The 12,027-nt window shown below is 47.8% G+C and carries 17 protein-coding genes; 9 read left to right on the forward strand and 8 right to left on the reverse strand.

Annotation, left to right across the window (positions count from 1 at the left end):
• The 6 genes from ACFQ2T_RS10830 to ACFQ2T_RS10855 all read right to left on the reverse strand — a co-directional run bounded on the left by ACFQ2T_RS10830 (position 1) and on the right by ACFQ2T_RS10855 (position 5,032).
• Positions 1-1,383, reverse strand: coding sequence for a type II and III secretion system protein family protein (locus ACFQ2T_RS10830; RefSeq protein ID WP_379034291.1), 1,383 nt, complete (start codon positions 1,381-1,383; stop codon positions 1-3).
• A 22-nt stretch (positions 1,384-1,405) separates the two neighbouring features.
• Positions 1,406-2,335, reverse strand: a complete 930-nt coding sequence (cpaB, locus tag ACFQ2T_RS10835) for a Flp pilus assembly protein CpaB (RefSeq protein WP_379034293.1) — start codon at positions 2,333-2,335, stop codon at positions 1,406-1,408.
• Between the two features lie 25 nt (positions 2,336-2,360).
• Entirely contained in the window at positions 2,361-2,852 is a 492-nt protein-coding gene (locus ACFQ2T_RS10840) for a TadE/TadG family type IV pilus assembly protein (RefSeq protein ID WP_379034295.1), read from the reverse strand.
• Positions 2,849-3,298: a prepilin peptidase gene (locus tag ACFQ2T_RS10845; protein ID WP_379034297.1), complete on the reverse strand. Its 450-nt coding sequence runs from the start codon at positions 3,296-3,298 to the stop codon at positions 2,849-2,851. Before ACFQ2T_RS10845 ends, ACFQ2T_RS10840 begins: the two co-directional genes overlap by 4 nt.
• Positions 3,299-3,346: 48 nt before the next feature.
• The gene (locus ACFQ2T_RS10850; protein WP_379034299.1) at positions 3,347-3,523 is read right to left on the reverse strand and encodes a Flp family type IVb pilin; all 177 of its coding nucleotides are present in this window, start codon (positions 3,521-3,523) and stop codon (positions 3,347-3,349) included.
• A gap of 363 nt (positions 3,524-3,886) precedes the next feature.
• Entirely contained in the window at positions 3,887-5,032 is a 1,146-nt protein-coding gene (locus tag ACFQ2T_RS10855; protein ID WP_379034301.1) for a GGDEF domain-containing protein, read from the reverse strand.
• 522 nt (positions 5,033-5,554) lie between these two features.
• Between ACFQ2T_RS10855 and ACFQ2T_RS10860 the strand changes: the two genes are divergently transcribed.
• The 4 genes from ACFQ2T_RS10860 (at position 5,555) to ACFQ2T_RS10875 (ending at position 7,699) form a co-directional block, all read left to right on the forward strand.
• Positions 5,555-5,782, forward strand: coding sequence for a hypothetical protein (locus ACFQ2T_RS10860; RefSeq protein ID WP_379034303.1), 228 nt, complete (start codon positions 5,555-5,557; stop codon positions 5,780-5,782).
• A 374-nt stretch (positions 5,783-6,156) separates the two neighbouring features.
• On the forward strand, positions 6,157-6,558 hold the full coding sequence (locus tag ACFQ2T_RS10865) for a CBS domain-containing protein (RefSeq protein ID WP_379034305.1): 402 nt from the start codon (positions 6,157-6,159) through the stop codon (positions 6,556-6,558).
• Positions 6,559-6,561: 3 nt separating this feature from the next.
• Complete coding sequence (locus tag ACFQ2T_RS10870) at positions 6,562-7,038, forward strand: acyloxyacyl hydrolase (protein WP_379034307.1); 477 nt, start codon at positions 6,562-6,564, stop codon at positions 7,036-7,038.
• Positions 7,039-7,183: 145 nt separating this feature from the next.
• Entirely contained in the window at positions 7,184-7,699 is a 516-nt protein-coding gene (locus ACFQ2T_RS10875; protein WP_379034309.1) for a class IV adenylate cyclase, read from the forward strand.
• A gap of 49 nt (positions 7,700-7,748) precedes the next feature.
• Here the strand turns inward: ACFQ2T_RS10875 and ACFQ2T_RS10880 are convergent, their stop codons facing one another.
• On the reverse strand, positions 7,749-8,585 hold the full coding sequence (locus tag ACFQ2T_RS10880) for an EAL domain-containing protein (protein ID WP_379034311.1): 837 nt from the start codon (positions 8,583-8,585) through the stop codon (positions 7,749-7,751).
• 427 nt (positions 8,586-9,012) lie between these two features.
• Here ACFQ2T_RS10880 and ACFQ2T_RS10885 point away from each other — a divergent pair, with 427 nt between their 5' ends.
• Complete coding sequence (locus ACFQ2T_RS10885; RefSeq protein WP_379034313.1) at positions 9,013-9,363, forward strand: hypothetical protein; 351 nt, start codon at positions 9,013-9,015, stop codon at positions 9,361-9,363.
• Positions 9,364-9,418: 55 nt separating this feature from the next.
• Here ACFQ2T_RS10885 and ACFQ2T_RS10890 read toward each other — a convergent pair whose 3' ends face one another.
• Positions 9,419-9,631, reverse strand: a complete 213-nt coding sequence (locus ACFQ2T_RS10890) for a hypothetical protein (protein WP_379034315.1) — start codon at positions 9,629-9,631, stop codon at positions 9,419-9,421.
• Positions 9,632-9,829: 198 nt separating this feature from the next.
• Between ACFQ2T_RS10890 and ACFQ2T_RS10895 the strand changes: the two genes are divergently transcribed.
• The 4 genes from ACFQ2T_RS10895 (at position 9,830) to ACFQ2T_RS10910 (ending at position 11,906) form a co-directional block, all read left to right on the forward strand.
• A complete protein-coding gene (locus tag ACFQ2T_RS10895) occupies positions 9,830-10,204 on the forward strand; it encodes a hypothetical protein (protein ID WP_379034317.1) in 375 nt (124 codons plus the stop codon).
• Between the two features lie 132 nt (positions 10,205-10,336).
• The gene (locus ACFQ2T_RS10900) at positions 10,337-10,594 is read left to right on the forward strand and encodes a hypothetical protein (RefSeq protein WP_379034319.1); all 258 of its coding nucleotides are present in this window, start codon (positions 10,337-10,339) and stop codon (positions 10,592-10,594) included.
• Positions 10,595-10,730: 136 nt separating this feature from the next.
• A complete protein-coding gene (locus ACFQ2T_RS10905; protein WP_379034321.1) occupies positions 10,731-11,441 on the forward strand; it encodes an MBL fold metallo-hydrolase in 711 nt (236 codons plus the stop codon).
• Between the two features lie 45 nt (positions 11,442-11,486).
• The gene (locus ACFQ2T_RS10910; protein WP_379034323.1) at positions 11,487-11,906 is read left to right on the forward strand and encodes a hypothetical protein; all 420 of its coding nucleotides are present in this window, start codon (positions 11,487-11,489) and stop codon (positions 11,904-11,906) included.
• Positions 11,907-12,027 lie beyond the last annotated feature (121 nt).

Genomic DNA, 12,027 nt, shown 5'->3' on the forward strand with positions numbered 1-12,027 from the left:
TTACCTCGAAAAGCCGGTATCAGGGATGCCGCTATCCGGCTTGGGCCCTTTCTGGAAAAACAGATCGCTGAAGCTGGGGTTATATTCCCGCAGGTTTCCGCCCGGCATGGCAGGCAGCGCTGCCTCCTTGGCAATGGGCCGCACCAGGTGAGGGGTCACTATCATCAGCAACTCCTTATCCTCACGGTCAAAGCGGGTAGAGCGGAAAAAGGCACCGATAATCGGCAAGTTGCCCAATCCCGGCACCTTGTCCACATCCTGTAACGTGTTACGGCTGACCAGCCCGCTGATGACGAAGCTTTCGCCATCTCCCAGCGAGACGCTGGTATCGGTTCTGCGCACGCGCAGGCCAGGTACGGCAACGCCGCCGCTTTGCACTGCGTTGGTAAAATCAATTTCACTGACCTCCGGTGACACTTTCAGAAAGATTCTTTTTGAATCCAGCACTGTGGGCGTCAGCATAAGGCGCACGCCATACTCCTTGTAACGTATCGTGACTGCTCCTAAGCCGCCTGCGCCAGATTGAATGGGGATGGGAAACTCGCCACCGGCAAGAAAACTGGCACTTTGACCGGAAAAGGCGGTCAGGCTTGGTTCTGCCAGGGTATAAGCAAAGCCATTGGCTTCAAGAATGCTGAGCGTACCGAGTAAGCCGCGACTTGCATTACCCGCCATAAAGTTGAATGCATTGGTGATAGGTAAAAAACCTGAGGCGCTGTTGAGCGTGAAATTTCCGCCGGCATCACCGCTAAATGCGCCTGGAATTCCTTTGTTAACGCCATTGAGATTGCCTGGCGCGCCTATCGACAAGGTGGTGTTACGATTATTCTTACCCAGGAAAAACCCGGCACGCATCATATTTTGCTTGCTGACTTCTACAACCTTGATATCGATCTGCACTTGATTATCGAAGCCACTCAAGGTGGCGTCCATAGGCGCGGCGGTATTTTTATCAATGGCCTGGCGGGCGAATGCATGCTCTTCCAGGGACTCGGCTTCACCGGCAATCGCCACCTGGTTACCCGCTGGCAGCAACTGGATGTTTTTTGAGAGTGTCAGACGCTGCTTTTCAAGCTCGACACTGACTTGCACCGCCACTTTGATTCGTTTTGCAGGTGCTGCCGCTTTTTCACTTTCCCAGATGGCAACCTCGGTCACGCCTGCCTGTTTGCCGGTGATCAGGATATTGTGTGAAGTGAGCATGCTGATATTCACCGTCTCCGGGTTACCAACCGCCACACGCTTGACCGGTTTGGCATGCACGTATACCTGCTGGTCGCCCACTGCCAGGTTGAATGTATTGGCGTCTTCGGCCTGCGCAATCGCAACCAGGCTGCACAGGCAGCTTAAAAGCACTAGCCAGGCGTATTTGAAATTCGACATGATCAGTCTTTGGTTTTCATGATTACTTGGCCACATCGATGACCTCTGTCTTTCCGCCAAGATGCACGATCACGTGTTCGCGTTTAGGCAAAGGGTGAATAGAATCTTTTTGCATGCTGACCTGGGCTGGTGCCGCAACAGTTTGCGAAAGTGCTGTTGGCTTGAGTCCGGATGTCTGGGAAACCTCTCCCAGGCGGATAAACTGGCTATCTGCGACTGCGGCACTGTTTGCACCAGGCACGGCCTCACCTCGTAATGCCAATCGCAAACTACCGGTGCTGTCTGCCAGCATCAGCTTGGCCATATCCTGTGCGGGTACCGCCAGGATGGCAGAACGACTGTCTTTGCCATTTTTGTCGGATCTGTTGTCACTGCCCAGTTTGCCCGGCGCGGATGGCGCCAATGCATCTTCCTGGCTGGATTCTGTTTCGGCAGTGAGTGTGCCGTAGGCCAGCACTTTTACATTGGTGATCACCACCTGGGCAGAACTGATATCTCCGGTTTCACGTTCCTGACGTAAATACAGCAACACATCGACATGATCACCAGGCTTGATAAATCCGCCGACGCCTATCACTTCATTGACCTTGATGGCGATTGCACGTTGATCAGGCGCCAGTGCCTGCCCAAGCAAATTTCTGACAGGGAAATGCGAAGTATTGAAAGGTGCCCCCTTCATGATCGAGGCCGTCACTACTTTGCCAACCAGGGCCTGAGGGTCGCTGAATGCATGTTTATCAAACTGGGGTGTGGTGGCGGTTTCCAGGTCTTCCATGGCCAGCACGTGTCCAGCCGCTAGCGCATTTTTTGCAATGACATGTGTATAGGTAGGCACCACTACCGCCAGCGTATCCGCCGGTTTTTTCTGGCTCAGCCGATAGCCGACGTAGCCTGTCATAACGGCAGCAATCACCATCAAGGTCGCCAATACACGCAGAAATGTACTGTTCAAAATACCAGGTCCTTTATTGAATACATTAAAGTTCGATCACTGCTTTGCCCGCCAAATCGGCAGGCACTTTTGGAATCTGCCCTATGATGGGTAATGTCAGCATAGGAATCAGCGGGTCAGCGGCATAGCCACTGTAAACAACACTGACCGTCAGCTGGTTACCATTCATGCTCAGTTGCACGCGGCTGTTACCAGCGCCCAGCACTTTGTCTCTAGGCTTTGCCGGTAACCAGTTCAATGCATCACCTACTACACTGCGCACCTTGGGATCAACGCCGCTACTGAGGTAAGCCACATTATTGGCAAATGCCAGGCGGTCCACCGCAATGGCCGCGCGCGCGCCTTCTTCTGCCGCATGGACAAAAGCCGATTGCATCAACATCACCATGGCGTAGTTGACCATGGCATAAAACAGCGCAAAAAAGAGCATGAACAGCATCATGAATTCGATGGCTACTGCGCCTTTTTGTGGCTGCAAATCCTGCAGATGGCAAGTTGTTCGTTTTGGCATCATCATTTCGTTATTCCTATTGCCAGTAGCAATCCCACACTCAAGGCAGCCCCAAACGGCAGCCACCGGCTGCGGGTAAAGGGTTTTGAACGTAACCGGGCAAGTATCAGATAAGCACCGCCAAACACTATCGCAAGCAAGGCCGCAATCACAAAGGCAAGCAGTGTGATGTAACCACTACTGACCAGGGCAATTGCCAGCAATAACTTGACATCACCAGCGCCCAGCAGGCGAGCTGCATAAGCCGGTAATGTCAATAGCAGGCTGATGGCTGCGCCCAGCGCGGCAGATTGCATGGTGGCATTCATCATTGAATGGCCGGTGAGCAGCAGCCAGCAGATAGCGATCAGGCACATACCCAAAGTCAGGATATTCGGGATACGCCTTGCATGCAGATCTGCCAGGATGACACCGAGGCACCAGGGAATTACAATCATTTCTGCGATAGTCATGCTATGCATTCAGTGATTGATCGCCAGAACTGCTGGCGACTGCACAAGCTAGGTAAGTGCGCCTTGTATCTGGGTGAAGATAGCGGTAATAGCAGTGTTGATAGGGTCGACGAATGCGACAAGTGCAATCGCTACCATGGCTGCAATCAATGCATACTCAATAGCGCTGGCACCTTCTTCGTCGGAAATGAAGTTTACAACAGCAGTTTTGATCAAGTTTAACATCTGGGTTCCCCGAGAAATTGATAAGCGAGGTATCGTTAAATGCCTCATTGATTACATTGAAAAAAGTAAGTACCTGGAAGGTACTTTGCTCTGCAAGCGAAAGTGGAACCCTAATAAAGCTACACCTGCAACTCTTTTCTGCCTGAGCATATATTGCTCGCAATGTAATTAGCAACTTGCGTGCCATGAATGTTAATCTTCGTGAAAAACCGTGTAACTGTTTGATTTAAATATATTTTAATTAAATATTATTGAATGGATTTCGCAACAACTAATATCACAGATTCACATATTTTGTCTTAAACCTGACAAATTGTGACAATGGGCATTCACTGGAGATGAATTTTTGGGGAAGTTGTAAAGTTATTCTTTCTTCACATTTTTTACGATTTGCCATTCCGCACGGTTACGTCCGTTTTCTTTTGCGCGATAGAGGCATTTGTCTGCTTCTTCTACAAAGTGCTGCATATCGTCGTGCAGGGTAGGCAGGATAGTGGCTATCCCCATAGAGATAGTGACGATTTCATGCTGGGATTGTGCATGCGGGATAGTGAGTCTACGGATAGCATTGAGCATATTTTCGCTGACATGTTGCGCTTCGTTCAGCGAGGTATGAAAAAGCACGACCGCAAATTCTTCGCCACCATAGCGGGTGACTGAATCGCCGGCGCGCCGCGCGCAACTGTCCAATGCCAGCGCCACCTGCCGCAAGCACTCATCTCCCGCCTGATGGCCATAGTTATCGTTGAATTTCTTGAAAAAATCCACATCTACCATCATCAGTGACAGCGGTACTTTGGAGCGGGTTGCCTGTGCCCAATGATTGGCAAAGTTGACATCAAAGCTGCGCCGGTTGCCAATGCCAGTCAGTTTATCCTCCCACGAGGCCTGCTCTGAGGCTACCTGCTTGAGCAAGACCTCTATCAGTATCTTGCGAATATCTCGGGCCGATGCCCACAGGGTGGCGCCCACCAGCAGCAGCATGACCACGACCATATGCAAGGTTTCAAAATCCAGGAATGGTGTCGCCAGCAGGAGCGGCACATATACGCCAGCGGCAAAGGCAAAGAAAATCGGCAGGAACACCACCAGCCGTGGCAATGCCACAATCACACCGATAATCATGATAATCAAAATGGCCGCTTTGCTTGGCCGGCTCAAAAAGGGCAAGGCGATTGAAAGCGCACCCCATCCCAGACCGGCAAAGGCAGCCGCCATCACATGACGGTTGATACGGGCTAATTCGGCGCTGAGGTTGGCGGAGTGGAAATCCAGCCGCCCCAGCCACCAATGCCAGGCATGGGCCACCAGCAACCAGGCATACCAGGCGCATGCATACACAATCCCGATATCCCATGCCAGCATGCCGGCAGCGACAAAACCGCTGAACAATACAATGAGCTTGCTGCTGTTTTTACCGCGGTAAACATGACGCAACTCTTCGCAGGCAAGCGCATGCGGATCGAATTCCTGGGCCTTGATGACATTTCCTCTTGTTTTTTTAGTCAAAATCCAATCCTGTTCTGAGATTTTTTTAAGGTGGGTACGATTTCCTGAAATGCTGGGCAATGTTAGTTGATCAGGGTTTCCTGACGTGGAGGTATGCTTATTATGCTGCATTTTATGGCGCTATGCTTGCAACCTTTTGCGAATCAGTCGAGTATCCCCAAATCCTGCTGCAATGATGACAAGCAGCATCTTCTCTGATTAGTTCCCAGTCACTTTTGCCTGGAGGCGCTCGAAAAAATCTTAGTCTGATGGGTGTAAAAAGTCAGCACATAAGCCAACGATGCGGAGTAGAGCATGCCGTATGATGGTTTATCTCATGCAGTCATGCATTTAATGATGAAAGCAGAACCTGTTTTTCCATAGGTATATTGCAAAAAAATCCTGGCCCAATCAGCCAAAATTCTTACAGCGCTTTCAGCGCTTTGCTGATAATGCTTTAGATGACTTATCACTATCATTCATCTCACATTGGTAGCACTCTGCAATGCACTGAGACAAATGATTCGGAAACAGGAGATAAAGATGGCAACAGACCCAAACAGCATTTTTGAAGGCTCAAACCAGCAAAACGGAAACAATGATGATTTGAACCCGAATAGAAGTAATGACGGAAACTCAGGCAGCCCGCCTACAATTCCTGAGATTGAACCCGGCAAGATTCCGGGCGTTGATCCGGAAACCGACCCTGCGATTGAACCGGAAATTGAGCCGGGCAAGATCCCGGACGACAGTTTGATTCCGCATAAATAAAGCAACATTTCCGGTTTAGAAATTAAAATCGAGACTTTTCCCAAGTAGCCTGACTTTAATTAATCTTAAAAACATTATTTAAAAGACCTATATTAAAAAGACCTATGCGCATCGCCTGGGTCTTTTTAATGCCTGCCACTTTTAAAGCACGCAAATTTAAGTCCGACAAATCCTACACAATTTGCAGCGCCTTTCTGATAAACCAGGTCATTCAATTTGATTAATCTACAAGCGCTGATGCCAGCTGTGGAAACTACATAGGATTCCCTGAATGGTGATCAGCGATACGGTGGCTCTCAAAGGGGGCCGCCGTATTTATACCCAACAATGATTGCTTATGATTAAAGGGATTGCATATGATCATCAACCAGGTAATGACCACTAATGTTCTAATTGCGCCACCACAAGAATCCCTTAAATTTGCAGCGCAGATCATGGAGCAACATGATTATGATGCACTGCCTATCTGTGTGAACAACCAGCTGATAGGCATGATCACTGTGCAGGACATTGCGGTGAAAGCAATCGCAAATGGCTTGTCACTTGAAGAAAACAAAATCGCGCATTTCATGACTTTTGAAGCCAAATACGTTTTTTCAGACCAATCCACAGAACATGCCATCAATTTTATGACTGAGCACCAGTTGCGCAGGTTAATGGTATTAGACCGTGGCTATCACCTGGTGGGTATGGTTTCGCTGGATGATCTGGCAATCACAAACAAAATCAAGGGTATCTTCGCTGCCGAACAACAGCTCACTTCACTGGCATGCTGACAAATGAAAAGAATAACCATTATTCTAGCGCTGGCTTTAACTTCCACTTTTAATGCACAGGCAGACACGCTGGGTTTTGCGGTGGGTCAATATGATATCGACGGCTCTCATTCAGCCACGGATTTTCGCGTGGATTATGAATACGATACGTCCATCTGGCTGAATGACCTCAAACCCTGGTTGGGTACGCAAGCCACTACTGATGGCACGATATGGCTGGGCGGCGGCTTGTTATACGACTGGTCGTTTGCTGAAACCTGGCACCTGAAACCTGGTCTTGGTGTTGGCTATTACAGCCGGGGCAGCAGTGACCTTGACCTGGGCTATCCGGTGGAATTCCGTACCCAGCTGGAGGTCGCCAAAGATATCAATCCAAATAACAGTCTGGGCCTGGCAGCCAGCCATTTGTCTAATGCCAACCTGGATAGTGTCAATCCGGGTGTAGAAGTGGTGACCCTTTACTGGCATTACCGTTTTTAAGGGCGCGAGGCTAACATATTTCATAGATTGATCATGTGCATCATGGAAGGCAATTTAGTAAGTCAATATGTAACGTTTTGCCATATTTAAATGCATGGTCTTTGCTATACTCTAGCGCTATTCATGACAACTCTGGTAACAACAAGTGGCACGCAATATAGAAATAAAAGCAAATATCGATAGCATCAGTTCAATACTTCCAAAAGCACTTGCACAGGCGACTTCAGCGCCGGTAGAAATCTTCCAGGACGATACCTTTTTCCAATGCAATAATGGCCGCCTGAAGCTGCGTATGTTTGATCCTGCCAGGGGCGAACTGATTTTTTATCGTCGTGCCCACCAGTCCGGGCCCAAGGAGTCTTTCTACCTGGTCACACTCACCAGTGAGCCCAATACGCTCAGGGATGTGTTGAGTACAGGTCAGGGCGTGATTGGCCGTGTGATCAAACACAGGACGCTGATTATGTGCGGTCGCACACGCATACACCTGGATAAGGTTGAAAGCCTTGGTGAATTCCTGGAGCTGGAAGTGGTGCTTGAAGAAGATGAAAGCCCTGAAAACGCCATTGCAGAAGCCACTTTACTCATGGCTGATTTAGGCGTTTCACCTCAACAACTGATTGAAGATTCTTATGTGGATATGCTGGCGCGCAAGAAGTAACGATCAGCCATCAAGCAGTTTCAGCAGGTAATGCTTGATATTGTGAAACCTATACAGGAAGACCGGGATGTTTATTCCAGTTTTCCAGCCATGTTAAAGTGTCCGCTTCATCCATAGGCCTGGCAAAATAAAAGCCCTGACCATACTGGCAACCCAGCTCCCGCAACCCGATGGCCTCAAGATGGTTTTCTATGCCAGCTGCAAAGGTTGTAATCCCCAAGGAGTCAGCCAGCTCTATGGCAGACACAATCGACTTGCGCGATTTAGACGAACTTTGCATGGTAGTCACCAGCGATTTGTCTATCTTCAACTCTGAAAAAGGCAACTTTCTCAGTTCCGAGACTGTGTAATAGCCATTGCCGGCATCATCTATCCCTAGTCTAAAACCATTGGTTCTTAATTGGCCCAGAATGCCTTCTGCGTGGGCAGGATTTTCTGCCGTGGCAGTTTCGGCAAATTCCAGCACGATTCTATGCGGATCAATATGGAATGTATGACAGGAGCTATCCAGCGTATGTAATAGATGGTTGTCTCTGATACAGCGCGCAGACACATTGAAAGAAAACGATAAGTCAGAGTCTAGTTTCTCGATGAATTTAAAGCCGGTATCAATCACCAGACGCGTGAGTTGCGCAATCTGCCCGGTTTCCTCGGCGACTGCAATAAAGGTCTCCGGCAGTTTCATCCCTTGTTCAGGGTGCCTCCAGCGTAACAAGCCTTCTAATCCAATCACTTCACCGGTCGGCAAATCTATCTGGGGCTGATAGAACAATGCAAACTGGTTGTTTTCAAGTGCATTATTTAAGATAGATTCGTCTAGTGCCGGCGCCAGATTTTGGTGGTTTGGCCTGATGAAATCATCAGCAGATCGGTTATCAATACTCATCGTTAATACCCTTTGCAAAAGGTTGATCGATAAATTATTACCGGATGTGCCTTTATCGTTAGGCGCTGTCGGCTTGATGAAGCGCTGGAAGCTTTAAAGTCATTTATTGCATGCTGCGTTTTGACTCGAATTCAACACTGAGGCTGAAATTTGAGTAGGACATAGCTCACTATCATTTATATAAATGTAATTTTTATTTTATCAAATAAGTACTCGCAAGAGACTGATTTTTTTGTCAGATTCATCTCACACATTCAATGGTCATGGACTGATTCAGGTTGGAGCCCCATTCTTACGTCGTTATCAGCCGTCTACGGATAACTAGCGGTGCGTAATTTCCTTAATCTTTCTATTGATATTTCGAATTCACAGATTTCTTTTCAGATAATTCACATCGCTGTGAATTCTGTAAAATAAGGAGATGTTGATGGTTTTAGCCCAAGGTGATAACAATTACTTGACGGATTCAGACGAAAGTCTATTTCAAGTCACCAATCCGAACTTACTCGACCCTGCTGGTACGCAGTCAACTAACGATGCCTCAGATGCGGAAGTCGCTCCTCCCGATCCAACTAATCCTGACCCTATCGATCCTGATATTACTAATCCCGCTGTGGTAGACCCGGATGACGTCATCGACCCCGATGAGAAAGATCCGGGTGAGGATGAAGGGGAGGAGAATATTGATCCCGAGCCGGATTCGGACTTGCCTGATGCGGACAAGCCGAACCGGGATATCAGCAATCTTCATGCGGGCATTTTAATGGTGCCAGTTTAAGCTTCTTGTCATTGCAGACTTCATGGTATTAATTATTAAAGACTTGTAGCTAAGTTCACTTCGTACCAGAACGTTCTTTTTCATATTCCTCATGGGTTTTCGTATTCAGCTTTATCAGGCATGGCTCTACCTCACCGGGAGGCTGGCTGCGGCAATTATTCCTTGCGCCTTCTTTCACCCCTTCATACCACGCTTGCCTGCTACAACCTGAGCTAGCAAGGGTCAAGAAAATAAACAAAGCAAGTCCTAAAAAATGATTTTTTAACATTTGCAGGCTTCCGATTTGGTCTTTCTGTCCCACATTTTAATCAGCATTGATTGTCCGCGTCAGCATAGGTCAGCAACTTCCTACACTGGAATGAGCATCGAACTGATAGTTGCGCATATGAAATCATTATTTAATGGCTCAAGCTTAAAAAGAACTGGCTTTAAGTCAATTAACGCTCACTTTAAAAAAGGATTTCAAATGAACAAGTTACTTATTGCATTACTGGTTTCAACTGTTTCAATGTCTGCTTATGCCGCTGAGAGCAAAGATGACGGCGCCAAGTTAGGCACTTCTAATAGCCCGCAAGTGGAAAGACAGCAACGCTACACCGATAAAGGTCCAACTGATGTTAACCAGAATGGTGTACCTAATGATGCCAGCAACTTGGGCAATGCAGACACCCCACAGGTGAAAGAGCAAAACAAACGCACTGACAAAGGTTCAGCTGACCCACAGTTTAAGAAAAAGAAAAACAAAGTACTGAACAACAAGGATGAAAAAGCAGGAACCACCAAAGGTAACCCGGTGCAGCCAACTGAGTACGAATCGGCTCCACCAGCCACTACGCATTAAGGTATAGCAAGTCACTACCAGTTCAGAACTTGTGTCCTGCTACATGAGTCCAAACTGGTAGTTCACTCCCAAGCTAGTGCACTTTTAGAATAGTGCTCCTCATTAATTAACTTTGATGCGAGAGGATTCACCATGTCATATCCAGCTGTAATTAATGAGGTTGCCAGTGCCATTAATGGCGTGATTAATGTGATCGCCTGGTCGGTTTTAAAGATATTGCCTGTGCTGGTTGCCATGTTGATAGGGTTGGTTGCGCTAGAGATGGTGTTGGGCTCTATGTTCGAAGATGAAGCAAAAAGCGAATCGCCGTTTCTGTCTGAGACTAGCCAATCAGACATTCAGCTGACCTCTAACGAGCAAGTGGATCCAGGTGTTGTCATTGCAAAATAGTTAAATTCCGGCAGGTCAACAGTTAGTCGGATGCGCAGCTTTGAATATATACATTAAAATGAAAAAACGCCTGATGCAGGCTAAATAAAAGTTCATGCTCCAGTAGCAGGGATATCAAGCAAAATGGGGATGAAGAATGAAGGACCTTTATCAATTTTTTGATGATGAATCCAGTACCTACACCTATCTGTTAACCGACGCTGACTCTCAGGAAGCCGTCATCATTGACCCGGTAGACCAGCATTTAAACCAGTACATGACCCTGCTGGCGAAACAGAATCTGAAACTCAGGTTAGTCTTCGAAACACATACGCATGCTGATCACATTACTTCAGCGGGTGCGCTTTGCTCATTGACCGGCGCCAGGGCGGCGACACCCGTGCATTGCAAGATTACCGCTGCTGAAATCCAGCTGGCTGACGGTCAGGTATTAACGTTTGGCAAGAATCAGGTGATTCAGGCCGTACATACACCAGGCCATACTGCCGGTGCCATGTCTTATTTCTGGAACGGTAAATTATTCACCGGCGACAGCCTGCTGATTGATGGCTGCGGCCGCACCGATTTCCAGAACGGCGATGCGGGTGCGCTTTACGACAGCATCACCCAGCGACTGTTTAGTTACCCGGATGAGACGCTGGTGTATCCATGTCATGACTATGATGGCAATACCCAATCAACGATAGGGCATGAAAAACGTACCAATAAACGGATTGCCGGCAAGAGCCGCGAGGAATTCATCCGCATCATGGATGCCCTCGATCTGCCGCCGCCAAAGATGATCGATAAAGCGATTCCGGCAAATATGAAACTGGGTCTTAACATTAAACACGCCGCAGGCGTTTAAAGCCCACTTAAGATAATACAAAATTGAGATTATGAGGAGCACAGCATGGATGTGAATTATCAAGTGAGAAATACCAATCAGTTTGACCGGGTAAGAAACTCCACCGCCGCCGACATCAATATTCATATTGATCTGGTGACCAACCGCAATATCCAGTACTTTTCCACCAGGCCAGCCTGGGAAGTGAAAAAGCGTATTCTTGCTCTGGAGAAAGAGTGGGATGTTGAGCGCGTGCTGGAAGTGAATGCTTCTACGCTGGCATTAACTGGTCTTTTTTTGGGGTTGACGCTCAATAAAAAATGGCTGGCATTACCAGCTGTAGTATTGCCTTTTCTGTTACAACACGGTCTGCAAGGGTGGTGTCCGCCTTTACCGGTGTTGAGACGCATGGGTATCAGAACGCAGGATGAGATCGACAGGGAAAAGTATTCATTGCTGGAAAATTTGAGATCCAGGGCTGAGTGATTTGTGTTCTGAATACTGGCTGTTTCAAGTTTGATCAGTCACTATGTAGTGATAACACTAAGGACCTAAGGTTGATAGCCTTAGGTCTTTTTTATTGGCTATGTTAAGGGATTCCGGCGCA

The sequence above is a fragment of the Methylophilus flavus genome (assembly GCF_042678905.1).
GTDB classification, from domain to species: Bacteria; Pseudomonadota; Gammaproteobacteria; order Burkholderiales; family Methylophilaceae; genus Methylophilus; species Methylophilus flavus.

Excerpts from the sequence above, each read along its gene's own strand:
- ACFQ2T_RS10830 (WP_379034291.1), bottom strand. The coding sequence starts at position 1,383 with ATGTCGAATTTCAAATACGCCTGGCTAGTGCTTTTAAGCTGCCTGTGC.
- ACFQ2T_RS10840 (WP_379034295.1), bottom strand. The coding sequence starts at position 2,852 with ATGATGATGCCAAAACGAACAACTTGCCATCTGCAGGATTTGCAGCCA.
- ACFQ2T_RS10845 (WP_379034297.1), bottom strand. The coding sequence starts at position 3,298 with ATGACTATCGCAGAAATGATTGTAATTCCCTGGTGCCTCGGTGTCATC.
- ACFQ2T_RS10850 (WP_379034299.1), bottom strand. The coding sequence starts at position 3,523 with ATGTTAAACTTGATCAAAACTGCTGTTGTAAACTTCATTTCCGACGAA.
- ACFQ2T_RS10860 (WP_379034303.1), top strand. The coding sequence starts at position 5,555 with ATGGCAACAGACCCAAACAGCATTTTTGAAGGCTCAAACCAGCAAAAC.
- ACFQ2T_RS10865 (WP_379034305.1), top strand. The coding sequence starts at position 6,157 with ATGACCACTAATGTTCTAATTGCGCCACCACAAGAATCCCTTAAATTT.
- ACFQ2T_RS10870 (WP_379034307.1), top strand. The coding sequence starts at position 6,562 with ATGAAAAGAATAACCATTATTCTAGCGCTGGCTTTAACTTCCACTTTT.
- ACFQ2T_RS10880 (WP_379034311.1), bottom strand. The coding sequence starts at position 8,585 with ATGAGTATTGATAACCGATCTGCTGATGATTTCATCAGGCCAAACCAC.
- ACFQ2T_RS10885 (WP_379034313.1), top strand. The coding sequence starts at position 9,013 with ATGGTTTTAGCCCAAGGTGATAACAATTACTTGACGGATTCAGACGAA.
- ACFQ2T_RS10890 (WP_379034315.1), bottom strand. The coding sequence starts at position 9,631 with ATGTTAAAAAATCATTTTTTAGGACTTGCTTTGTTTATTTTCTTGACC.
- ACFQ2T_RS10895 (WP_379034317.1), top strand. The coding sequence starts at position 9,830 with ATGAACAAGTTACTTATTGCATTACTGGTTTCAACTGTTTCAATGTCT.
- ACFQ2T_RS10900 (WP_379034319.1), top strand. The coding sequence starts at position 10,337 with ATGTCATATCCAGCTGTAATTAATGAGGTTGCCAGTGCCATTAATGGC.
- ACFQ2T_RS10905 (WP_379034321.1), top strand. The coding sequence starts at position 10,731 with ATGAAGGACCTTTATCAATTTTTTGATGATGAATCCAGTACCTACACC.
- ACFQ2T_RS10910 (WP_379034323.1), top strand. The coding sequence starts at position 11,487 with ATGGATGTGAATTATCAAGTGAGAAATACCAATCAGTTTGACCGGGTA.